Origin of the sequence: Pseudomonas sp. MF6394 (assembly GCF_002018845.1) — a bacterium.
Taxonomy (GTDB): Bacteria; Pseudomonadota; Gammaproteobacteria; order Pseudomonadales; family Pseudomonadaceae; genus Aquipseudomonas; species Aquipseudomonas lactis.
Genome location: NZ_MVOJ01000001.1, coordinates 156,372 through 179,679, shown reverse-complemented (window position 1 = coordinate 179,679; position 23,308 = coordinate 156,372). Strand labels below are relative to the sequence as shown.

At 52.0% G+C, this 23,308-nt stretch carries 23 protein-coding genes; 22 read left to right on the top strand and 1 reads right to left on the bottom strand.

Annotation, left to right across the window (positions count from 1 at the left end; translation table 11 throughout):
- The first annotated feature begins 95 nt into the window (after positions 1–95).
- The 9 genes from MF6394_RS00955 (at position 96) to MF6394_RS00915 (ending at position 8,131) form a co-directional block, all read left to right on the top strand.
- Positions 96–1,340, top strand: coding sequence for a DUF3150 domain-containing protein (locus MF6394_RS00955; RefSeq protein ID WP_078465858.1), 1,245 nt, complete (start codon positions 96–98; stop codon positions 1,338–1,340).
- Between the two features lie 73 nt (positions 1,341–1,413).
- Entirely contained in the window at positions 1,414–2,334 is a 921-nt protein-coding gene (locus tag MF6394_RS00950; RefSeq protein WP_102047736.1) for a hypothetical protein, read from the top strand.
- 95 nt (positions 2,335–2,429) lie between these two features.
- Positions 2,430–3,044 carry a hypothetical protein gene (locus tag MF6394_RS00945; RefSeq protein WP_011922828.1) on the top strand — a complete coding sequence of 205 codons (615 nt, stop codon included), beginning with the start codon at positions 2,430–2,432 and terminating at the stop codon, positions 3,042–3,044.
- 120 nt (positions 3,045–3,164) lie between these two features.
- Positions 3,165–3,536 carry a hypothetical protein gene (locus tag MF6394_RS00940; protein ID WP_078465857.1) on the top strand — a complete coding sequence of 124 codons (372 nt, stop codon included), beginning with the start codon at positions 3,165–3,167 and terminating at the stop codon, positions 3,534–3,536.
- Between the two features lie 183 nt (positions 3,537–3,719).
- Positions 3,720–4,637 carry a hypothetical protein gene (locus MF6394_RS00935; protein WP_078465856.1) on the top strand — a complete coding sequence of 306 codons (918 nt, stop codon included), beginning with the start codon at positions 3,720–3,722 and terminating at the stop codon, positions 4,635–4,637.
- Complete coding sequence (locus MF6394_RS00930; RefSeq protein WP_078465855.1) at positions 4,627–5,538, top strand: hypothetical protein; 912 nt, start codon at positions 4,627–4,629, stop codon at positions 5,536–5,538. The genes MF6394_RS00935 and MF6394_RS00930 overlap by 11 nt, the downstream gene beginning before the upstream one ends.
- Before the next feature lie 39 nt (positions 5,539–5,577).
- Positions 5,578–6,273 (top strand): hypothetical protein, encoded by a 696-nt coding sequence (locus MF6394_RS00925; protein WP_078465854.1) that lies wholly within the window; start codon positions 5,578–5,580, stop codon positions 6,271–6,273.
- Between the two features lie 26 nt (positions 6,274–6,299).
- Positions 6,300–7,640, top strand: a complete 1,341-nt coding sequence (locus tag MF6394_RS00920; RefSeq protein WP_011922833.1) for a type IV secretion system DNA-binding domain-containing protein — start codon at positions 6,300–6,302, stop codon at positions 7,638–7,640.
- Between the two features lie 5 nt (positions 7,641–7,645).
- Complete coding sequence (locus MF6394_RS00915) at positions 7,646–8,131, top strand: hypothetical protein (protein WP_078466145.1); 486 nt, start codon at positions 7,646–7,648, stop codon at positions 8,129–8,131.
- A 52-nt stretch (positions 8,132–8,183) separates the two neighbouring features.
- On the opposite strand, the gene MF6394_RS00910 is transcribed toward MF6394_RS00915, so the two are convergent.
- Positions 8,184–9,701, bottom strand: coding sequence for an HD domain-containing protein (locus MF6394_RS00910; RefSeq protein WP_238597268.1), 1,518 nt, complete (start codon positions 9,699–9,701; stop codon positions 8,184–8,186).
- Positions 9,702–9,831: 130 nt separating this feature from the next.
- On the opposite strand from MF6394_RS00910, the gene MF6394_RS00905 reads away from it, so the two are divergent.
- From MF6394_RS00905 to MF6394_RS00845, 13 genes are all read left to right on the top strand, one after another.
- A complete protein-coding gene (locus MF6394_RS00905) occupies positions 9,832–10,713 on the top strand; it encodes a hypothetical protein (RefSeq protein ID WP_078466144.1) in 882 nt (293 codons plus the stop codon).
- 14 nt (positions 10,714–10,727) lie between these two features.
- Complete coding sequence (locus tag MF6394_RS00900) at positions 10,728–12,380, top strand: type II secretion system protein GspD (RefSeq protein ID WP_078465852.1); 1,653 nt, start codon at positions 10,728–10,730, stop codon at positions 12,378–12,380.
- Positions 12,380–13,309 (top strand): hypothetical protein, encoded by a 930-nt coding sequence (locus MF6394_RS00895; RefSeq protein WP_011922838.1) that lies wholly within the window; start codon positions 12,380–12,382, stop codon positions 13,307–13,309. The genes MF6394_RS00900 and MF6394_RS00895 overlap by 1 nt, the downstream gene beginning before the upstream one ends.
- Before the next feature lie 79 nt (positions 13,310–13,388).
- On the top strand, positions 13,389–13,805 hold the full coding sequence (locus MF6394_RS00890) for a hypothetical protein (RefSeq protein ID WP_153045957.1): 417 nt from the start codon (positions 13,389–13,391) through the stop codon (positions 13,803–13,805).
- A 1-nt stretch (position 13,806) separates the two neighbouring features.
- Positions 13,807–14,487, top strand: a complete 681-nt coding sequence (locus tag MF6394_RS00885; RefSeq protein WP_078465850.1) for a hypothetical protein — start codon at positions 13,807–13,809, stop codon at positions 14,485–14,487.
- Positions 14,488–14,489: 2 nt separating this feature from the next.
- The gene (locus MF6394_RS00880) at positions 14,490–16,283 is read left to right on the top strand and encodes a GspE/PulE family protein (protein ID WP_078465849.1); all 1,794 of its coding nucleotides are present in this window, start codon (positions 14,490–14,492) and stop codon (positions 16,281–16,283) included.
- A gap of 278 nt (positions 16,284–16,561) precedes the next feature.
- A complete protein-coding gene (locus MF6394_RS00875; RefSeq protein WP_078465848.1) occupies positions 16,562–17,029 on the top strand; it encodes a type II secretion system protein in 468 nt (155 codons plus the stop codon).
- Positions 17,030–17,044: 15 nt separating this feature from the next.
- The gene (locus tag MF6394_RS00870; protein WP_011922843.1) at positions 17,045–18,214 is read left to right on the top strand and encodes a type II secretion system F family protein; all 1,170 of its coding nucleotides are present in this window, start codon (positions 17,045–17,047) and stop codon (positions 18,212–18,214) included.
- Entirely contained in the window at positions 18,211–18,735 is a 525-nt protein-coding gene (locus MF6394_RS00865; RefSeq protein WP_078465847.1) for a type II secretion system protein, read from the top strand. Before MF6394_RS00870 ends, MF6394_RS00865 begins: the two co-directional genes overlap by 4 nt.
- Entirely contained in the window at positions 18,719–19,729 is a 1,011-nt protein-coding gene (locus tag MF6394_RS00860) for a type II secretion system protein (protein ID WP_078465846.1), read from the top strand. Before MF6394_RS00865 ends, MF6394_RS00860 begins: the two co-directional genes overlap by 17 nt.
- 41 nt (positions 19,730–19,770) lie before the next feature.
- Entirely contained in the window at positions 19,771–20,967 is a 1,197-nt protein-coding gene (locus tag MF6394_RS00855; protein ID WP_238597267.1) for a radical SAM protein, read from the top strand.
- On the top strand, positions 20,967–22,109 hold the full coding sequence (locus MF6394_RS00850) for a radical SAM/SPASM domain-containing protein (protein ID WP_078465845.1): 1,143 nt from the start codon (positions 20,967–20,969) through the stop codon (positions 22,107–22,109). Before MF6394_RS00855 ends, MF6394_RS00850 begins: the two co-directional genes overlap by 1 nt.
- Positions 22,106–23,224 (top strand): radical SAM protein, encoded by a 1,119-nt coding sequence (locus MF6394_RS00845; protein WP_078465844.1) that lies wholly within the window; start codon positions 22,106–22,108, stop codon positions 23,222–23,224. The genes MF6394_RS00850 and MF6394_RS00845 overlap by 4 nt, the downstream gene beginning before the upstream one ends.
- Positions 23,225–23,308: the final 84 nt, after the last annotated feature.

Below are 23,308 nucleotides of genomic sequence, written 5' to 3'. Positions count from 1 at the left end.
TGTTTGCTCGAGTTTATTGCTCGATACACACCCGGCTCCGGCCCCGGGTGTTAATTAAATTTGCCCCGTGGTCCGGCGGGTGCGAGAGAAATACCATGACTATTGCAAACGTAAACAGCTCTGTTCAGATCGTTGCTCAAACTGCTGAAACTGAGGTTGCTGTTCTAAATCATCAAATCAAGTGCATTTCTGAAGATCGTCAGATCGACATGAAAGACATTGACGTTGTGGTTGGAGAGCTGCCGAAGGAGGCACGTAAACTGCTCTGTGAGAAAATCTTCCCTAAGGACTTTCTGCGTCCATACCACCGCATTCGCGAACAAGCGGAAGAGGTGCTGGACAAGCTCGGCTCCATCAAAACTGATCTCGGCGGTATTAACACCATCGCTTCGGCAGTTGAGAAGGCAGAAGAACTTGATGCATTGGAAGTTAAATGGGATGAGCTGTTGGCAACTGATGAGGCGCGCTACACCGACATGTGCCGAAAGCACTTGCTCGAATTGGGTGCCAAAGCAATTAAAGGTGGCGCAGATCAACTCACTGTCTCGAAACTGATGGCAGCACTGGTCAAGCGTCAACCAACGTGGGAGGAAGTAGCTAAGAACCTCACCTTTGCGTACAGCGTTCACATTATCCAGCTGGACGATGCGAACTTTAATACCAAGCTTTACAAGGCCCAGCGCGACAGCGTTGTGGCTCTTCGTGAAGGGGTGATGGGTGCCTGCGTTCAGCATGTTTGTGCTGAAGCGTATGCAATTTGGAAGCTTGTAGACAGTAAGGATCGGACCACTAGCACTGGCGAGATCAAATTGAACCCTCGCACGATTCGTCGTGCTAAAGCGATGACTGAAAAGCTGGTTCCGCTGGCCTTCATTCATCCGCTGATCAAGCCGCTCCACGACGCCCTTTCGGCTGAGTTGGAAAAGCTGCCTGAGTCTGGGTTCATGAGTGCTCCTGAGTTCACCAACTTTGAACAGTGCCTGCTTGCATTACGTGACCAACGGAAAGTCGTTGATCACCTGACCAAAGGCTTGCCATTGATCTCTGTTGTGAGTACAGCGCAGCAAACCTTGTTGGGTGCCTCGGCTCCCCAGGGCAACACTGCAAGCGCTCCTGTCCAGGGCGATGTAGCTCAACAGCAAAATGTAGCGACCGCCCCCGCGGTTGCCTCGACAACAACTGAAGTCACTTCTGTGGCTGCTCCTGTTGAAGAAGCTGCGGCTCCAGCCGTAGCTGCACAAGCTGCTGATGTGAAGCTAGAGCAGGCGGTCCCGGCCGTTGAATCAAGCGTATCTGCCCAGCAAACCGCTAACCCCGGTTCGCTCGCTTTCTACTTCTAAATTTCGAAACTTCCCACCCCTGACGGGCCACCACACCCGTTAGGGGAGTGGTGCGCCCAATTTGGAGCGCGCTATGCAAACTGATCTGTTCGGCGAAGTAATTCGCACACCATCCGTTAGAAAACAGTCCGACCGAAAAGCTACCGCCACCCGGCTGGTTTTTGATCGTAAGGCTCTGTGGTCGACCTCTGGATATCTGCCCGGTGCTGTTCAGGTTGATAAGGAAAACGTGGCTGAGGTTATGGCCACATCTGATACTCGATCTGACAACGCAACGATTGAGCGATTGGAAAAGGCTCTAGGGCTCGAACCTCTCGTGAAGAATGGGCAGTGGTTAAACGACACGTTCGGGTTTCAATACCGGCGCGTTGGTAAGCCATTCAAAGGCGCCAAATGTTATGGGGAGAAGGGCAGCCTTTTCCGGGATCTGAATAAGCAGCTTGTGCTGACCTCCGCGAGGTCTGCAATCGAACCGCTGTTCCATGACCCTTGCTCCTGGTTGGTCATCAACTCAATTATCGTCCTAGACGTTCGGTTGAGAATGATGGACGCCGATGAGGACCACCAATATTGCCTCAAAGCTTTCCTTCAAGTTCTTGCCCAACACGACTTCATCGACAACACCCGCACGGGGGACACCATCCGGTCTCTTACCAAGCGGGATCAGATGCGTGAAATGCGTGCCAAGCAACGTGCTGCAAAGGGTCTACCTCCGATCGAAGCTGTATCTAAACCCGTCAAGGTTGCCGAGCCACTTGTGGTTCCTGCTTCCGTGACAGTTGAGGTCAGTTGCGTGCCGGCGGTGGATGACGTGCAAGAGCCTGCACAGGTCGAAGACGAATTCGTACCTGAGCCTGAGCTCAATGCAGATCTCGCTGAGTTTGACGACGAAGCAGATGAAGTCATTGCGAGTAAGGGCGGGAGAAGAAAACCAGTATCTAAAGCTCTTATGGATGCTTTCGAGTCTGACGACTTCTCTTACGATTTTGACTAACTGATGTTCGAGGGGCGCTGCCGGCGTCCTCTCCATAATTCATTAGCCACCAAACGGTGTGCGAGCTGAGGTCCGGCCCTCAGTAGGAGAAAATCATGAAAGCAAATATCAAAGCTAAGCTGGTCCCAATGTTCGACGTAGCTGTGCTCAAGGCAGCAAAATTCCTCTGGTTGGTCATGAAGGTCTTTGACCCACGTCCACTTCAGACGCACTTTGCTGCTCGTAAGCCGGTTCAAAACATTGAGGTCACGCATTGCTTCTCACTACGCGGTGCTGATGCTGAGTTAAGTATTGCTCGGCTCTCAAACATGCACATTGGTAGTAGCACTGGGAAAGGGCGTACTGGATTGGTCAGCCGTAAAGGTCTGATCAAGATCTACAACGCTGAGAACGGTAAGTTCTTGATGATCCGAGCCCAGGGCGTACCGACCATAGCTGGTGAAAAGCAGCTGACCAAAGACTCTATTGCGTTGAACTATGACGCGAAAAAGGCTTTGGGTATTCCTAAAAACCAGGAGACCGAACTCAAGCTGTTTGTTGGCCCCGCCAACCTCGGTGACCAGGAGTTTTATCATATGTATCAAGACGTTGATGCTTCTAGCCGTACGGCTCGGGCACTCGGTTGGTACTTAGCTATCGGGGGCGTTGTGTACGGCATTTTTCAGATGGCCTTGAGCTTTCTTGAAGCTGCCGTGGCTGCGCTGTTCTAACTGATTGGTGACCCGCTTCTTCCGACTGACGGAAGGGGCGGGCGTCACCTCCAAGCATCTTCCTCTGGAGGTTGATTGGAGGTGGCGCCCGCCCCAGAAATCAGACGATGAGGTGTCACGATGTACGATCACGTTAGCGACAATTCCCCCCAGTTTGTTACAGACTTAGGCTTTTCGTTCGAGGGCCATTTTCGCTACGGCGCAGAGTGCATTCTTGCTCGGCCTGAGGCACCCAAGCTTTACTTCCAAGACTCCCTGCCGCTTGAATTCGTTCGCGATACCATGGAGAAATGGAATAATGAGCTGCACGGGTACCATCCAGGAACTGGGTACTATGCCTTCAGTCAAGAAGACGAGATGGCCAACCCTGGGTACCACGTACTGGTACTCTTTGCGGACATCAGTTTCTGTAACTCATTTATGGGCAACGTCGAGAACGAGACCCTACCGCCGATACTTGGCGGTTCGATGCTCCAGTATTCAAGCAAGTGAGCCTACTTCCTCGCTTGCTTCTGCTGGCGCAACCTCATCCGGCGTGCGTGTACCTGGACACGCACCGAGGGCCGAGCAGTCGGCCCTTACGCCTCCTGTACTTTCCCTACCCCATTTTGACTAGCGATCTTAGGACCTCACCGGCAGCATAGGTGACCGCCCATACTGAGAAGCCGCTTGCCAATGTCTAACAGAGAGTTTTTCAAGATCATGTGGACCGAGGATGCCTCTGACCGCAGCATTGATCTCGACCATTTCTCCCTCTCGTACACTTACATCCGTGACTGGTTCACCGGCAACATTTTCGACTGGATCGTCGATTACTCTCACCTCTTGATTTACCTATCCTTTGCTCTATCGATAGCCATGATTTTTCGTCGGACACTGAACGCCAAAAGCGGACTCGGTGCGTTTTTTGTCGTCTTGCTTTTATGGCATCAGGGTGAAAACTACACGCTTGCCCATTTGATCTTCGGACCATCAGTAAACCCACAGTTCCTAAATCTCGCCCTGGCTGCTGTCTCACTACTCGGGGTCGGCGTTACGGTGGTCGTGAAGCAATGGCGCACGCTTGATCGGATCATGATTTTCAGTGCTCAATGCACCGTGGTAGCGACAACGCTTTTGTTCCACATGCTGCTTGTGCAGACAATTCTGCCAGGCTGGAATTTCAGCATTGCCTGGGGCAATGTTGCGGCAGTAGCGGTGCCCGCTGAGATGGATCGGGTCTGTGGCGAAAGTAGTCTAGTTTGCTGGCAAGGCGATACCTTTGAGCCGTCAGCATTCAATCCCTACATTCGGGATCAAGTCAGGGCGCGCATTGAGATGCTTAAGTCAGAACCGATAGCAGAGCTGGGTACGACTTTTGGCTCCGACAATGATCTTGTATCTAATGGAACGATGGCGGTGCTTGTGTACAAGAAGGGCAGCCATTTCTGGGTGATCGGTGACAGTAGATATGGTGTCCGCGCCCATACCGTTATTCTGAGGTCCTTCTACATCCTTTGTGCAGCAGCACACTCGGTATGGCTTTTCGGGGCGCTTGGGCTTCTGTGGTTCCACAAGCGCCGCTTCGCGAGGAGGAGGTCTTTTGCTGATTGACTTCGAGACAGTCCATCGAACTTACCTGAAGGGTTCAATGGATGAGGCCGGTTGGAGTTTTAACCCTGTAAACCCCGCAAAGCCTAGAACAGGTAGACATCTGAGCACCTACCAGGTTTTCAGTAATGCGGGGCTTGGAGTTGCCCTCTACTTGAGGAACGATTTCGAGGCGGGCCGTGCAATTAAGGTTCACGTTGGGTTGAAGCTTGTGTTCAGTCGGAAGGTTAAGGGCACGTTTCTTTTGCAAGATGATATGCAAAAAATCTCCTTAACTCTCGACATGGGTGGAGTGAGATCACTCTATGCATGGTTAGCCGGCGATACCCCCAATTTCACCTATGAGATTATTCGGCCGGGTGCTCCCAAGAAACGGGTGACAGGCTTTGAGACAGACCTTGAATTCCCACTTAGCATACGTGCCTTCGAAAATGACTCGGATGGTAGTGCTAGGTCTATTTTGGTTGGGCTATCCGACACCGACATTTTCCATCTGCAGCTGCACTGCCTGGGGCTAGCCAAGCTGCTTTATCCATCATTGAGTGATACTGCTCTTCTAGCCCACATGAAGCCTCGCATGAGCACCCCAACTTCATGCACCGCGACCACTGGCACACCATCCCTGGTCAATGTGGTTCCCGAACCAACTGAGCTCCCCGCAGAGCCTCCTTTGGGCTCTATTCCTGCCAATGGTGAGTGTCTCCTAGAGGTCGACATTGAGAAGGCCAAGAAGGCCGTTTTCGCAGTTGGAAAGAATAGATGGCCACGCAAAGACATCGGTACGATCGAGCACATTCAGAATGGTCCAGTCGATGCCATGGATCGTTTTGTGAAAGCCGGCAACGTTGGTGACTTCACTGAGTGGGACAAGATTTACGGCTTGCTTCACCCCTCGACCAGGTGACTTCTCCAAAATGGGGCAGTCCAGTCCCACTATTGGGGTATGAACGAGAATCTGAAATTCCCACTGATTTATCAGCACAACGCTGAGTACGCCCGGGAGATACATGCGGCCAAAGAGGTTAGTCGGCTTTTGCAGAAGGTTGGCTTTCCTGGTGAGGACGTGTGGATCGATCTCCGGTTCGACTACTCATTGAGCGACCACTCCTCATCAAACCTAGACGTCATGCTGATACGGGGGCAGCCCCACGGTATCGTGAAGCTAAACCTGCAGGCCTTATTCTTGATGCAGGACTTCGAGGTGATGATCAGAGAGGTTATCCCCCATGAGTTAGCTCACGTCTTACATGGTGTGAAGTCCAAGGTTGATGGCGTCGAAATTCAGAAACCACATGACGAGGCTTGGAGCGACATCTTCATCGACCTCGTAGGTGGTTTCGATCAGGACATTGAGCCATTGGCCAAGGTTCGGGGTGAGTTTGATGATCGAGCAGTACGGTTGAGCAAGAGCGGCATCCTGGTTGAGTGTGAATGCGGGGATGATGAGTCAATCGATGTGATTGCCGACACCCCAGGTAATTCAGCCAAATTGCGTAACGAAGAGCTGAAGTGCACCACCTGCAAGTTTCCCTACGTCCGGTTTCAGGGCGATTCAATTCCGCAGCGCATCGCCGCTGACCTAAAATTCTTAGAGAAAATCAAATGCATCAAGCTTCAGCACACGCACCTTCAGCGTTAGCACAAGGCGTATCTCGCGGGAGTGGGTTGGACCATTTCGTAGACATCCATATCGGTGTGGACGCGAAGACTGGCGAACCCAAAATATGGTCGTATCCGTCGGTCACCAATTTCAACATCATTTTCCTTGGGGGGTCGGGTGCCGGTAAGACACATACGATCCATCACATGGCAGCAAATGTGTATGTGCGAGGTACGACCCTACACGTTATCGACATTAAGGGTGACTTCGCGCATTCGAACTTTGAGGCTACGGGCTTGGGGCATATGCTCCACCCTGAAGACTTTAATGAGATCAAGTTCAACTACTACCAAGACGGCTGCTCGCTCAATCCGCTGCAGGTCCCGCGGACAGAGGAGGGTGGGGGAGTCGTGCGTACAATTGAGTACGTTAAAGAGCTTGTTAAGGTCTTCAACCCGCAGGCAGGCCCGAAGCAGCTGAACTACCTCATCGAGATTCTAAAGACGGTCTACACGAAGTCAGGAATCGACCACGATGACCCTGAGACTTGGGCGCGGCAATCTCCAACCTTGATCGACGTGCTTGGTGAGATCGATTTGATCTTTAATGCCCTCACTGGGGGAATGGACACCACCACCGTTGCGGACATCTTTAAGGCCTTTGGCCAGGCCAAAAACCAGGCTGAAAAAGACATCCGGAAGATGAAGATCGATGAGGAGCCTAATTCAGCAATTGAGGAGCGAGTTCACGAAATTCGAGCGACCCTTGAGGACACGCTAAAAGGTCATGCTTCAAAGCTTATCAACTTCGATGCCCTCACAAATCGAAATGGCGCCCGTAGCGACTGGGAACATTGGTCAAAGGAAACTCTATACAGTCTCAAAGCAATCATCCAAGGGATGGTTGATAGCAGGCTGTTCACCGGCAATCCGTCTAAGCCGAGGCAGGGAAAAATCAACCGCTATGATCTCACCGCTCTGAGCCCAGCTCACCAGCAAGTGATCATGCGGATTATCGCAAGCCAGGTATTCGCAATGGGGGTAATGGAGACCAAGCGTAACAACGCCTTCAACCCTAAATTTCCAGCTCACATCCTCATTGCGGACGAGGGTAAACACATCAAGGAAATCTCCGTCTCTCCAATAAGTCCGTTTAACCGAATCGGTACGGAAGGTCGAGGCTATGGTGTTGGCGTCTGGTGTGGTGTGCAGCAGCCCGACCAGGTCACCAAAGATCTGCTCAAGAACTTTGCAACGTTTTTCCTGCTCAAGACCCCTGATGCCTCGTACCAAGAAATAACGAAGCTGTTTGGTGTTCGTCCGACCTTGCTGAAATCTCTCCTGCCGCGCGAGAACCTTTTGTTCGGTACCGGAGGTCCATACTCGCTCGTGAACCATTTCCGGTGATTGTGATGATCAAGCGCTATTCCATTTTGGCTATGGCTGTCCTTGCCATGTCGGGTTGTGCTCACGTCGAGAAGCCTTTCTTCGCACCCTCTGAATCTGAATTGCAGGATCGGAGCCAACTCTCGGGCGCGGACCAGGCTGTTCTAATGGGTAAGTACCAGCACGCTGAGCGGATGCTTGCCCAATACGTTAGCCGCAATAATTCTGGCCAACTCAGAATGAAATACTTCGGCATCAGTGGCGAAAACAGAAAGCATGCAATCGATACCGTAGCCACTCTTCTCTGGGAGACCGGTCGCGACGATTCGTTGAAGCAGTTCGCGAAAGATTACTTATCCGGGGCAGAGTATCAGACGACCCTGTGCCGCATATCAGAGCGAAAAGCAAAGTACGAAGAGGCTTATCACTGCTGGAACGAAATGGGTGAGATAGATCGTGCTGAAAGGGTTGTCAGAACTGAGGCAGCCCTTCGGATTTTGAGCACCCCTTAAGATCACTTTCCCCGGGATTGCCCCGGGGAAAAGTTTCCGCATGCAGAATCTTTTAGCTGGTTGCGTCTGCATCCGGCGTTTCGTTGTCGTCTTCATTTTTGTCGAGTGTTGGACGTAGCACTTTGACGTTTCCGTACTTGGTGGTTCCCCATTTAGGCACTGTTGTTGGGAGCAATTCGGAGATTCGATCCTTATTGAGAAGCACGCAGGCCTTCCATGGTTTCACACCAACCCTTACGTCGAACATCGCAGTGGGGCTTTCCATGTCCTTGACCTTCCACATCAGAAGGCCTAGTGAATCGAGTGCATTCTTGATTACGGGAATCGACGGGTGGCTGAAGCTTCGTGAGTCCACGCCCAACTGCATTTGACGAGCAAGAGCGTTGGGTAAAAATTCATCAAGGGACTCAATCAAGCGTGACATGGGCATGATCACATACTCGAAAGCATCCTTCGTCCAGCCTGCATCTTGACCGCCACGGTAAGCATTGATATCTGCCACGTTCAAGAACTTCTCTACTGCCGAAGCAACAAGATCGACCGTATTTGAGGCAGCTTGAGCAGCAGCGATACCTGCCGCTTTCTCAGACTGAATAATCTTTCCGTCGGCATGCCGGATAGCGCTAATGAGCCGCTCTACGCGGTCCCCTGCATTAGTAGGCAGATGGGTCGGGTGGTGGTAGTAACGCAGAGCCATCGTGAGCGTGAAGCGGTCCTCAGGGGCAAGCGAGTTGAACTCGGGCTGTTGCCGGACTAGATAAGCACTGAATGTGTTGTGGTGGGTCGCGTCCTTGCGTTTGACCCATTCACCAGGGCCTTTTTGCTGATACGCGAGGAGCTTGTCGATGTCGTGAGCCAGGCCGGCGACGCGAGCAAGAGGCTCCTCCCAACCTTTGGCACGCATGTAATCAGCAACGGATTTAGAGATTGCTATGGAGTGGTCCCCGAGAGATGCATCAGCATGGTGATGTCCTACGCTCGCCGGAACTTCTGGATGAGCCTTGAGTAACTCAAGAATGGCAACTTGGAGCTTTTCAATCGGCGATTCTGGCGGCCTAGCAGTGGCGACCGGTGCGCGGTCGCATCGCAAATAGTATTGCTCAAAGGGGTCCGAATCCTTAACACCAGGAATGACTGCCCCAGTGCTGGCATCTCGGCTATCCGGGATCATTACCATCATCGTGCAACCAGGAATGTCACAAGGATAAATGCCTGTTACCGCCGGATCTGGTTCCTCCATTTCCTCAGCATTGGGCTGATCGTTGCGTGGAGCATAGATTTTCGCAAAGCCTATGGTTACGAGGGAGTAAGCCACCGCCGAGAACAATAAGGCGTGGACAATATTCATGCCTACAGCAGCAAGGGTACCCAAGTAGCCACCATCCGAAATCACCTGCGTAACCAAGTGTGGCTTGAACATGTACCAGACGGGCGCAAGCGCGTGTGCCTGGTAGTTGAGTTCCTCGCCGATCTCGACGAGGTAGGCCGCGTATCCACCGATCACCAAAGCCAACATGACGATCAATGGGAACATCGCGGATTTAGTGCTCGATGCTGCTGAAGAGCTCATTTTTGACATACCAAAAGCGGGGACTCAAAAAGGGTGCCGGTTTTTTTCGAAAAGTTCCAACCAAAACCGCGTTTTTGGAGCACTGGCCTTCCACTATTACGGTAACAGTCACCTCCAAAGGATTTTGTTTGTGAAGCATGCCCTGTCCATCCTGGCACTGATGATCGGCTGCCAAGCGGCTTATGCGGCGAATAGCGCGTTCAGCGACAGCGCCCTCGCACGCAACGAAGCCTTGTCCCCGTTCGATCGGTCCTATGAGGCCGGTCGTGCGCAAAACATCAACCAACCCGTCGACTACCAGCAGACAAAGCCCTCACACGGCCTTCAACTCGATCTCTCTGCTGATGATCCAGTGATTTCCGTTCAGGAAACTGAAACGGAGCGTAAGTACCGGCAAACCCTGGCTGACCTAGAAACAAATAAGCAGTCTCTGATGAATGCGCGTAAGGAAACTGAGCGCCAATTGGAGGCTGCTAAAGCTACCGCCGAAGCAACTGCGGCTAAGCGCCGTTCCGATCTGCTTGCGCAGCAGGTAGAGATTCAGCAAGCGCTAGCGCTTAACCGACAAGCTCAGCAACAAGCAGAACGCCTGAAGTATGAGCAAGTCGCAGCAGTGGCCAATATCAAGGCTCATAGCGACCAGCTGCTAATGCTGGCCGAAAACAATGCTGAAGTGATTGAGTCTTCTGCCCATAAGCGGGTGATCCTGGAGCGAATCGATCCCACAGTCGTGATGAACGAAACGGTTACCGCTGAGTACCAGGCAGCAACAATCAAGCAAATCGTAACCGGCATCATGCCGAATGGCTGGCGTGTGAAGACTGACTTCAGCCGTAAGCCTGAACTTGAGGTTCGCACCTATGAATTCGTTTCCACGGATGCTCGGGATGTCGCACTCCGAAGTCTTACAGCCTCGGTTCGCGACGCGAAAGTCCGTTACCAATATTTTTGGGATTTGAAGGATGCCAGTGGCAACCCTTCTCCAATGATCCTCCTCACCGATCGCCCGTAACGTAAGGCCAGCTAATGAAGCTCAAGCATATTGTACTTGCACTGACACTGGCCTCCGGGTTGCTCGGTTGCCAGAGCCAATTCGAATTCTCCCCTGAAACTCAGTACGGTGCCCTGCGGCCCGATGCTAAAGAGAAAATGCAGGCTCTTCGAGGCAATACCTATGTGCGTGAGATTCGCACGGAGGATGCTGCGAGGCGTAAGCCGGTTTTCCTGAGCAAGAAGGGGATTCCCCTGCGCTCCGTCCTGGCTCAAACACTTCCGGGTTATTCAATTATCCCGCGCGGTAAGGTAAACCTGAATGACACTATCGACGTATCCGCTGATGGCATGCAGATGGCGGATTTCATCGAGTACATTGAGGGAACTCGAGATCTCGACATCAAGATCGAAGGTAACCGAATTTTTGTCAGCAATTACTCTACGCGTGAATGGAACTTGGCAGCTTTTGCCTCGACCCGTAACGTAAACAACGTGATTGCGTCTACTCAAACACGCGGTGCCAAAGCCGGTGACAGTGAAGACAACACAAAGGAAACCGGCACGTCCACTGGCAACATCATTGGTTTCACCCTGTCTGAGGACGAATGGACCAAAATCATGGAAGGTGCCAGAAAGATCATCGGTGCCGCCTCGGATAAAGGCGGTTCTACGCGCTCAATGGGTACTGCAGATAGTACGGCCGTTGGATCTGGAAGCCGCGGTAGCAACTCCCCCACTGGCCCATCGAACCAACAAAGTTCTGGGTTGAATTTCGATGTACAACTCCCAGCTATGATTGGCGGCTTGGGTGACTCTGATGAAGCACCAGCGTACATCGAGGGTATTCGGTCTGTAGGCATCGTTACTGCCGGCGGCAAGCCTTCAAAAATGAAGGTTCTTGATCGATATCTTAAGCGTGCAATCGAAGAGTCCACGAAGGTTGTGAACGTTCAGGTCGAGGCTTATGACGTCCTCCTGACAGATGGCAAGCAAAAGGGGATCGACTGGAATCTGTTGGTCAATTCTACGGTCAGCGGGAACCCCCTCGGCCTGAATTTCTTTAACACGTCTCCTAAGAGCGACGACCCTTTCTGGAACGTTCAAGGAACTTACACCTCCTCCAAGGTAACGGCAACGGCTCTGGTTAAATTCCTCGAACAATACGGCCGTGTTGAGCTGAAAGATCAACCCAACATCACTGTCCGCAATGGGGTCCCAGCTCAAATCTACGCCGGTGAGGAACTGACCTACATCGTTGATGTTGAACAGTCTCAGGATGAAAGCGGAAACGTAACAGTGACCCCTAAGCTTGGCCGACTGAAGGTTGGTGTAACGCTTAGCGTTACTGTCCGTGTTCTTGATAATGACCAGTTGCTTGTTGATGTCTGGCCTGTGATTTCCAACCTGAATGACCCGGACACAATCAACATCGGTGATTATTCGTTCAATACTCCGAGAGTGAATCTTAAAGAGTTCAGCACCCAGTTGATTACTTCCTCGGGCCAGTCGGTGCACCTTGGTGGTTTGATCACAAAGCGTATGAACGAAGCCATGCGCCAGTTGCCATGGCAGAACCTGGTGACCAAAGCGATTCTTAATCCGCTCACTCAAGGCATTAACAACTCTCTGGAGCGCCGTGAACTGGTTCTGGTCGTAACCCCAACATTGGTGCAAGGGGCGTTGTAATGGCAGAACTTCAGCTAGGGATACCGATCAAGATAGGTGGTGAAGAAGTCATCATCTTCCGTGACGCTATCGGTACCGATGCTTTGGCAACTGGCCGTGATGCTGAAGTATTCACGGTCATTGAGCATGCCGGCCCGGATGGTCGTCCGCCAATCTATATTGATGAGAATGAGCTCGGCACGTTAAGGGAGGATTTTCCCGGCACAAACGTGTATGGCCTCTGGCAGCTCTTATTTGCAAACAACCTTGTGCCCTTGGGGCACGAGGTTGTTGTATTCCCTACCAGCGAAGCAGGTGGCGTATACCTGCAGATGCAGAATGGGACGGACTATGACAGTCCTGCAAATATCAAGCGATCCTCTGAGTATATCGACAACTACTCTGCGGACTTATATGGCTATGATCTGCTCGCAGCGCCAAGAATCCGCGTTGACATCACCGACCTGATCCTTCCATCGACGCCAGCGTTTACACGAGTTGAGCTCTTCTCCAAAAAGCAACACGAACGTACAAAGCGTTGGTATCTCGCTCTAGCGATTTGCATCGTTGCTGCTGTCGCCGCCGTTGGCTACAACTACACAATGTATGCGGTTTTCACGATGAACATGGCCGAATACACAACGAAAAAGAAGTTAAGCAGCGACTTGGATACGCGCGTCGCGGGCCTGTTGAAAGAACGGCTTCAGACCATACCAAATGATGGCGTCGTTATTTCGAGAATAGATCAGGTTCTTGCCTTCGATCCCAAGATATCTACGCCTACTGCTGCCGGGCACACAAATGGTTTTACAGCTGGGCATGTTTTTATGACGCGGCCTGATTTTGCAGTGGATCTTTCGGGAAAGATTCCAGGTGTAACATCAAAGTTGATGCCCCAAATGTCCTATCTCTTGACTGTATCTCCTGATGCACTGGAGGTAGCGTATTAATATTCAATCCTTCCGGAAAAGATTTGGGGCCAAGGGCAAAAACACCCGTGGTGAGCCTCTCTTCACCGGCGCCATGTACTTGGCGATGATTTCTGTAGTTTTCATCAGTCTCAAAGTGACGATGTCGCTGAGTGAAGACCGAAAGCTACCTAATGACTACAAGCAGATAGATCGTGTCAATAACGGGTTACAGAACGAAATTGATGCCATTAATAAGCTTCCGGTACTGCCGAAGCTTGAAAGCTCATGGAAAATGGCTAGTGCTACCGCTGCCATCCACAGAGTTTCTTTCAAAGCTCTGGATGATCAAGCCAAAAGTGAACAAGCCAATACTTATTCTGGGCCTCTCCGAAACTGGACGGCTCAAGTAAGCGGCTCGCCGCGGGCTGTACTTGGAGCGGTGAAAAAAATCCAATCTGAGGTTCCGACGTTCTTGTATGACTACACGATCTCAGGCGGAATCATGAAGTTAAACATCACTGTTGTAGGGACCTGAGATGAAATTCTTTCCTAACTTATTGGTAATCGCAGTCACTGCTGTTGTTGCATGTCCGATCTTCGCAGATGATGCTGACCAGGTACTTGACCGTCAGAAGACCCTCAGTGCAATGGAATACAAGCGCGACCTCTTGAAGATCCAAGCCGACATGGCTGAAACCTATAAGAAGATGTCCGATGCCAGTTTCATTGTTGATAATGAAGGTAATCCACTTGGGGTGGAAAGCATCCAGAAACTGGGCGTAGAGGTGCGCAAGCAGGGCCGAGTTTCCGAGGCCAACCCGTTCCAGAGTTCTGGCTCACCAATCGTCCCCAATGCGATGCCCTTCATGCTCGATCAGCCGACCATGAGCGGGGCCGTACCCAGCACGCCGAATTCCGCATTTGGCAATCAGCAGCGTCTACAACAGGCACCCTTGCCGAATCAAGAGCGTCCAGAGCCACAAAAGCAGCCGGCATCTGATGACGACGAGAAGAAGATCCTTTCTCTCCAAGAAGTTCGCGGCGACTCAATCATTCTCAGAACCAATGACGGCGACCGGATCCTCCGTGTTGGTGAGAAGGTCTATGACCTCACTCTGACTCGCTTCTCAGTTGATAAAGCATATTTGAAGGGGCCTAAGGGAACCCAGGTAGTTTCAATTGACTGGACATCTTCCAAGCGCTATGCGGACGACTGACTATGAGCTCTGAAAACATACGATCTATTGAGCTTCAACAGAAGAAAATTCTTAATCTTCTAGTTTCCGAGGGGAAGATCACCAATTCACAGGCTCAGTCGTTACCGCCGTCTGAGTCCGTTGAGTCGATCATCCCAGACATTGCTCGGATGACGAATAACGAGGACGCATTAGTTGCTGCTGTAGCAACAGCCTTGAGTCGTCCTGCATTTGTCGAGGTTGAAGAGGGTCGGAAAGCTGTCCTACCGGGGCCCTCTGAAAACTACTGCGTTTACGATGGCATTGTGTTTCTAACCAACCCTCTGGATCAGCGGTCCATTTCACGAGCTTTGGCTTGGGCCCGTCAGAAAAAGAACGAAGGGGAGCTGAAGACCGATAGCGAGCTTCGTGTTGGCGTCATTGGTGCAGCCAAACTAGACGGGTTACGCAACACCGTTATCGATGATGATGAAGTCATCACCGCAGATGGTGAACAAGCTAAACAGCTTGCTGCCAAGCGTATTGACGACATGATTCGTGAAGCTGCATCGAAGGACGCTACCGATATCCATCTGCAGCCGACGCAGGGTGATCGGGTTCAGGTGCGCTATCGCATCGATGGTGATCTTCGAACCCAAAGAACCTATTTAAACACCCTTCATGACTCTATCTGCCGGGTGGCGATTGAAACTCGAAGCAACCTGATTCTTGAAACAGGTACTCCCCAGGACGGCAAATTCAGCTTCGATTTGACGGGCAATAAAAAAATCAACCTACGGTTGAGCTCTTTGCCCGTCCAGCGCGGCTCTGATAAAGCGCTGAAGCTAGTGTTGCGTCTTCTCGGAAACAACACCCAGCTTTCTAGCCTCCCGCAGCTTGGCCTTTCGAAGCGCAACGAGGACATCTTGCGACGGCTAGGTAACCAGCCCAACGGTCTCATAGCTATGACCGGGCCGACTGGTTCTGGAAAAACAACCACGCTCAGCGCTGTGCTCGTTGATGCATATCGCAATAACCCTGATCGTAACTACCACACCATCGAAGAGCCGGTTGAAATTCAGCATGAGGGGATGTCGCATACTGAGTGCGGGAAACATCTGACTTTTGCTGACGCGCTTCGGGCACTTTTGCGGCAAGACCCTGACGTTATTTACGTTGGTGAGATGCGTGATGAGGAGACGGCTGATCTGGGATTCAAGGCATCTCAAACTGGTCACTTGGTGCTAACTACCCTGCACACTAACAACGCCCACGAGTCGATCGGTCGACTTGAGCGAATGAACATCCCGCTGGACATAATCGCTTCCAACACCTCTGCGTTTGCAGCCCAACGGCTAGTACGCCGACTTTGCAGCGGCTGCAAGGTTGAGTACAGATTAAAAGATTCTGCGGCCCAGGCTTCGCTCTATGGTCTGAACCAGATATTCAATGGGGACACCGATGTCTGCCTCTATCGCGCCAACCTCAAGGGTTGTGAGAAGTGCGGGCATGAATCGGGTGGCATGAAAGGCAGGGCTGGCATCTTGGAAATCCTTGAGTTCACGCCTGATATCCAGGAAGCAATCCTGGCTGGCGTGCCGCCTAACACCATGCGCAGGAACGCAATTGCGGACGGCTCCTTCCTCGATCTCTGGGACGATGGTTTGCGCCTGGTCAAGGCCGGCATCACCAGCTTCGAAGAGCTCGAAAAGCATCTGCGTCCTTATTTGACTGACCGCCTAAGTGCAGGCCGGGCAAGTCAGCATGTGGCTAAGGGCTTGTCACATCCGGCCGGGCAACAAACACCTTCGCATCTTCGAATTCAGCCACAGCTCTGACCTGTACTGAGTGGCGACACCTATGGAATTTGGGAGGGGTGTTTTGGATAGCGTGTCCCCACAACATCCAAGACAATCTTGCAGTGCAGATCTCTCCCGAACAACAGGGCGATAGGGATGGCATTCGGATGGGGCGAGCTCTTTTCACCCCCTGTCCTGCCTGAGGTCTCTCGTTCTGTCATGGATGGCCGCCTCGGCGGTACCCGTAGCACCTAGTAGCAGATTTATCTCACAGCATCTGCGTTTACAAACAGTCATGAAACCGAGGCAACTCCAAGATGAAACGCCAACACCGAGTGTCGAATCAAGCACTGAAAATGCAGAAGGGCTTCACCCTTCTCGAAATCGTAATCGCGATCGCTATCGTGGCGATGCTGGCTGCATTCATTCTGCCTGGCTTGCTCCAGAACAAGGAAGATGCCAAGTACAGCACCGCGTTGACACAACTCGAGAAAGACTTCCCGTCGGCCATCACACGTCAGGTATCGCGCACTAATACCTGCTCCAGCACTTCGATCACTAAGGAGCTTCTGCTTGAGCGTGGCCTGCCGGCCAAGACCGTTTGGAACACTGACTGGAGTGTTGCTGGTGTGACGTCTAATACCGTCACCATCAACTACACCTTGGACTCTACTGACGACAAAACGGCTGCCGACATGGCAACCGCCCTCTCCTCGAACAACAACGTCCAGTCGGCAACTGCCTCGGGTAACACACAAATCGCTGTTGCCTACCGCTGCAACTGATCGGGAATTGAGAGAATGGCTTACTGGCAGATTCGCTACATCGGAGAGTCCGGCTCCATCGAAACCTCTTCGTCAATCAAGGCTGAGAGTCGCGAGCAAGCCATTACTCTCTCCGGTCGGCCCCCGGCCTTCATCCAGCAAGTGAAGATTGATCACTTGGGTGCGGTGAAGTCTATGTTTGAGAAGCGATTTCCACCTGTTGAGCAGGTTCTCATCCTGTCTGCGATTGGTTCCAAGCTGGCTAGTGGTAAAACGATCGGCAAGGCTATCAAAGAGTCGGTCGATTACGAGCGTCTAGGTATTACATATGCCGAACTGGATCAGTGCGAAACGCCCAAGGAATACTTCACTAAACTCCGGTTCGATGAAACCGCAATTCTGGTTGCAGACGCTGGCGAGAAGGCCGGCAAATTGTCCGAATCCCTTTTCAGGGCTTCTAAGGCTATTCAGGAGCGGATCAACGCCAAGAAAGAATTCGGGAAGGCCATGCAACAAGGCCTTCTCTACACGGTGCTGGGCTGTGTGTTCATGATTGGAATCCCGCTATGGGCGGGCGGAACAATGCACGACTTTATTGAGGTTCAACGCATTCCACTGAAGCTTAATACCCTGAGCAAAGTGATCATGTTCCTCTACATGGTATACACCCAGTATTTCGTCTTCTTGATCGCTGCAATCGCAGCGACCTATGTTTTTCGGGAGAAGATCTGGGACAACATCCGCACGTTGCCCGTCTTTTCATTCATCAATGACAGAATGAAGATTTCTCGGGGCCTCGATTTTGTAACCTCGTACCAACTGTTGCTCGGTAGCGGTTTCAACAACCTTCAGAGCTTCCGGTTTCTTGCCGTTCGATCGAAGGGTCTCAGTCATCGCCTTTATCTGGAAGCCGCGGATCGTTTGACAGAGGGTCGACAGCTCTCTGATGTTTTTGACAGTCCGGAATGGCCCGCGATTGTCCATCAGAATTTGCAGGGGTTCGAAGAGCAGGGCCCTAGTGGTCGGGACATGATCCTTTCGAATCTGAACGAGGCTCTCCGGGCGTACTACCTCGAATACTCCTCCCGTGTTAGCCGGGCTGCATCGATGCTCGGTTTTGGAATGATGATCCTCACCATCATGATGTTCGCAATTGGGTTCTACATGCCGATTGTTAACCTCAACTCAGCGTTGAAGCAGATGTGAGAATTCGAAATGCCCAAGCGGGCTTCACTCTCATGGAGATCATCTTCGTGCTGGCTATCATCGCGGTGCTTACCGCGGCGATTTTGCCTCCAGCACTTGAACGTATTACTGAAGCCAAGGTTGAGGGGTCGATCGGGCAAGCTCAGATGATTTTGCAGATCTGTGAGATCGCTAGAACCAAAGCCCTGACTACATCTGTCGATGCCCAGGGCCGCTACACGCACACATATGGTTCTTTAGACAACTGGGCTTCTACTACGGCCCTTCAGTCAAAACTGACCACCAACTACCACCTCCCTACGAAGAACGCCCTCGATACCCAAATTCTTGTGAAGTTCGACGCTTCCAGGTGCTACGTGGCAGTAGATCTACCGTTCCTGCAGAGCGACTACGGTGGCTATTCAACGGAAACGGTTGGCGGGAAGACCCGGGTGATAGTTACCGCACGAATCAAGAATTCCGCATACCCATCTTGGGTTGTTAATCAGAAACGGATATTGCACGATGAAGAAACGCGCTGATCGTAGTAGAAGCAAAGCCCAGGCTGGCTTCACACTCATCGAGCTGTCAGTTGTCTTGTCAATTCTTGCGCTAATGGCTGTGTTTACGGTCCCTAAGCTAATGGAGTCGATCAACGAAAGGCGTGTCAGCCTAACTATCCAGGAGACGCAAACTTTCTTGGATGCTGTGCGTACATATCGTATGAAGACTGGAGCTTGGCCCGCGAGTCCTAGCTGCACAGACGCCAGGACCGTGCTTCAAGGTACTGCTCCACCAATGTTGGCGGGAGTCGCCAATACAAACAAATTCAAATCGGCAATCAATACTTCTTGCACCGATTACACCTTCAGCATTACTCAAAACATCATTTCGGACTGGGATGGGGATGTTGCCAACGGCTTGCCTGCGACCACCATCACGGATACGTCGAACCATACCGTAAAGACGACAATTGGGGTCCCTGGTACCGAGCCTGCCCTTGATTCGAAGTTGAGCCGTATCGCTACTGGTGATGCTGAGGACAACAGGATGAGGACAGCGCTCCTCATGGGTCAGCAAACCATCGCTGAGGGCGGTGATATTCAGCTTTCCAAGGCCAATCCCTCCATTACCGCTCAGAACGGTGAGCTAGTGCTTGGATCGGGGGCTGGTAGCGTAAGCATCGCGACCAACAACATTCTGACAGTTGACGATATCCGGGTTAGATCGAAGAACAACGCTCTCCTCTCTGACCTGCTTCCAAACTACGTTCAGAAAGGAACCTACCTTGTAAGGCATGGCTGGGGCGTTATAAAGCCTTCATGCCCAAATGGTGGTCTCCCGAGAGCTTCGCTACGGCCAGGCATGATGTCCGGAGGCTACGACCCTGGAGTCACTGGTAGCGGTATTTTCGGTTTCGTTTATCGGCTTATCGATAGCGGAAGCATGTGGTTAGTCCAGACGGATATCTGGGGAACCGCGGAAGAACGTAACAAGCTGGACTCGCTCGTAGACGTGTACTGCTACTACCCCTAACGCCTCATTTGAGGCGATCGCCACCATAGGTTATCTGAAAAGTGCCGTACTCAGTCATCATCGCCAAGCCCACGAAGGACTGCAACGCAGATTGCACCTACTGCTCTGCGCCGCCTGATGGCAATGCAGGTTGGACCTTCGACGATTTCCGGAAGATGTTTGATCGGCTTCTCGATTCCTTTACACCTAATGTGCAGTGGATCTGGCACGGCGGCGAGCCGATGCTCATGAAGCCAGAGTTCTACATTAAGTGTGCTGAGTATGCTCGGGCGCGCCACCCTGGAGTGAAATTTGCCATTCAGACGAACCTTTTGGCCTACAAGTCCTCGCGCTGGAAAGACGTCTTTGAAGACGTCTTCGAAGGTCGTATCTCAACCAGTTTTGACCCCTATAAGCGCTACCGCACGGTAAAGGGATCGGCAGACACCTACGACAGATTGTTCTGGCGTGCGATGGATGCGGCGATTGGCGATGGTTATCGACCGCTTGTCATCGGTGTGTACGATGAAGGTGCCGCTCCAGCTGCAATGGAAATGTATGACCGGGCGAAGGCTTATGGCGTATATGGCTTCGACATTCGTTTCAACTATGCGTATCCAGCCGGGCGGGTTAGAGATTCGGGCATGCTAATCAAGCCCAAAACGTATGGTCAGATGTTGGTAGATCTCTACGATCGCTGGGTCACTGATCTACCTATTTTCAACATTACCCCTCTAGATCAGATGCTCCAAAAGGTTGCTGGCTACCGGAGCACCCTGTGCCCCTGGACGAAGTCTTGCGGCGGTAAGTTTCTGACCATCGATCCAGACGGCTCGGTATTCAATTGCAGTGAGTTCAGTGACCTTGGTGATGAGCGGTACCGATTTGGCAACATTCTGACTGGCGAGGTACAAGGGTCAACTCCTATAGAGGTGAAATTTTACCCGCCAGCTGAGATCGTTTCAGCCTTAGCTGCGTCGCCAGCGTCAAAAGAGATAATGCGGCGTCAAATCAAGTTTCCGGTCGACTGCAGGTCCTGTGATCATTTCATCGAGTGTGAAGGTGGTTGTGCCCGGGATTCGGTTTTGTTTGAGCGTGGCATGGGTGGCAAATTTGGATACTGTGAGAGCTGGAAAATGGTTTTCACCAGGCTCAAGCAATCAGTAGCCAGCGGGGAGGCTGATAAGCTGCTCTTGAAGCTTGGCATCACCCCGGCGGATGCTCACGCGCGCATTTCAGACTTGAGCAAGGTGTCCTGATGCTCCAGGTCTACTTGAAGCCAACAAACTACTGCAATGTTGGATGTGATTTCTGTTACCTGCCTGAGGAAATCAGGTCTAATAAGAATCGAATGACCCCGGAGACCTTGGAGCATTCGCTCCAGCTGATCCGGGATCTTGCTGCGCGGGAAGGGCACGACCGTGTCTCTATCCTCTACCACGGCGGTGAGCCACTCACCCTTGCCTCAGAAATATTGTTTGAGTTCTCAGATGCCGTGCGCCGTGGTCTCGCCGGGCTCGAAATACAAGAGTCGATCCAAACTTCTTTGATCCCATTGCGCCCTAGCCACATGGACTTCTTGCGCGAGCGGTGTGGTGCCTTCGTTGGATCCTCTATCGACTTTTCGGGACGCACAATCGACGGGTCTAATAGTCGCTACGTAGATCTCTGGCTGAATAAGGTTCAGCTGGCACGGGATAATGGCCTCGAAGTGGGGCCAGTCATGGTACCGACCCGCGGTGAGCTTGGCAGGGCGCCTGAGATCTACGAGTGGTTCAAGAGCAACGGCTTCCGGCACTTCAACATCGAGCGCTACAACAGCCAGGGCGGTGACGAGAATCGTCCTGATAATCGGGAGCACGCAACATTTCTACGTGATCTATTTGACCTTTCAATGGCTGACATACGCCAGTCTGGCTCGTGTGTTACCAACAATGCTGTAGGTGCCTCGATAGCCGGTGTTTTGAACGGCCAGCCAGGTGAGCGTTGGGGCGGTACTTGCCAGCGTGACTTCCTCGTAATTAACCCAGACGGGTCTCTCAATTCGTGCCCCGACAGGATGGAATATGAAGTCGACGCCTGGCCCAAGGCCTCAGATGGTATCGATGCATTTCAGTCAAGTCCTGCGCGAAAGGGCTGGATCAGAATCCAGCATATAGAACACGTAGAAAATCACTGCCGTAAATGCGAGTTCCGCAGTTGGTGCAAGTCAGGTTGCCCTATCACAGCCCATCAGGTGCATTCAGGACCAGGTGAGTGCGCTGGATATCGATCACACTTAATCCATGTCCAAGAGTTTCTGAGCTCACCGGATGGCGACAGGCTGGCATCGTCATATCTAGCGGCGGCTGGAATATACGGCTATGACCCTTACACCTATGGCATAGAGCGTATTCAGTGAGTATCGGCGCCCCTGATTTCGATCACATGGTCTACGTGCGGCTAATCGAGGCCTGCAACCTACATTGTGAGCACTGCTTCATCCCAAACAATCCCAAGCGGATGAGTTGGGAGCAGATTGAAGCAATTCCGGATAAGGTCAAAACCTTCGCTACGGCCGGCAGCACCATACTGTTTCAAATGCATGGCGGGGAGCCAACGCTCGTTGGTGTCGAGTTCATGCGTAAGGTCGTTGTATACCTGCGTTCGAATCTCGAGGGCTTCAAGGTTGTGTTCTCACTGCAGACAAACCTGATGAGCTTCGACCTCCGGTGGGCCGAGCTCTATAGGGAATTCTTTGATGGTGTTGTAGGTGTTTCTTGGGACCCGGTTATTCGTCGCACCAAGGCAAGCAAGCCTGAGTCCAATGTCGAATTTGAGGAGCGGTTCTGGCGCAATTTGGAAGCCCTGCAAGCCGCTGGTCTTGAGCCATACATGGTTATTACAACTACCAAAATTCTTATGCAACAGTTCCGGAACCCCTCAGATCTGATCGACTACCTTCGCTCCCGAGGAGTTCGTCACGTTCACTTTGAAAGGCTGACAAGGACAGGTTATGCAATCACAAATTGGGATCGGATTGGGGTAACCAACCGCCAATACAGTCTTTGGATCGCTCGGTTCGCAATGGCCTATTCCAGGTATATCGCCACACCCCGTGATCACTACCAAGATCTTCATATATCCCCTCTCGATGGCTTGACTGAGAGCGTCCGGCGGCTTCGCAGCGGTCAGCGAGGTGGCTATGGATGCTTGTCTGGCGCTTGTGATACGCGGTTTCACACCTTTGATGATGGCGGCTACTACAAAGCGTGTACTGCGCTCACATCCGAATCAAACAACCGCAACGCTGTGGGCGTATCTGATGCCCTGCCGACTCGCCTCGTTGAGATGCGCCAGGATCGCCAGCTTGACTGTCATAGCTGTCAGTTCAAGCCAATTTGCAGCTCAGGATGCATGGCGACGCCAAAAACTGATGAGAGCGGAGAGTGTGCCGGCGGCTATACCGCATTCAAGCTCATCAATGAGCAAATGGCATTGGCTGAGCAGCCTTCGCTGATTGCAGTCACAGGGTAGAACTCCTGGATCTGAAGAATTCGATGGAGTCATTTTGGCTTCGTGATTGCGAAACCTAAATGTACTATCCCGCTGTACTCCCAC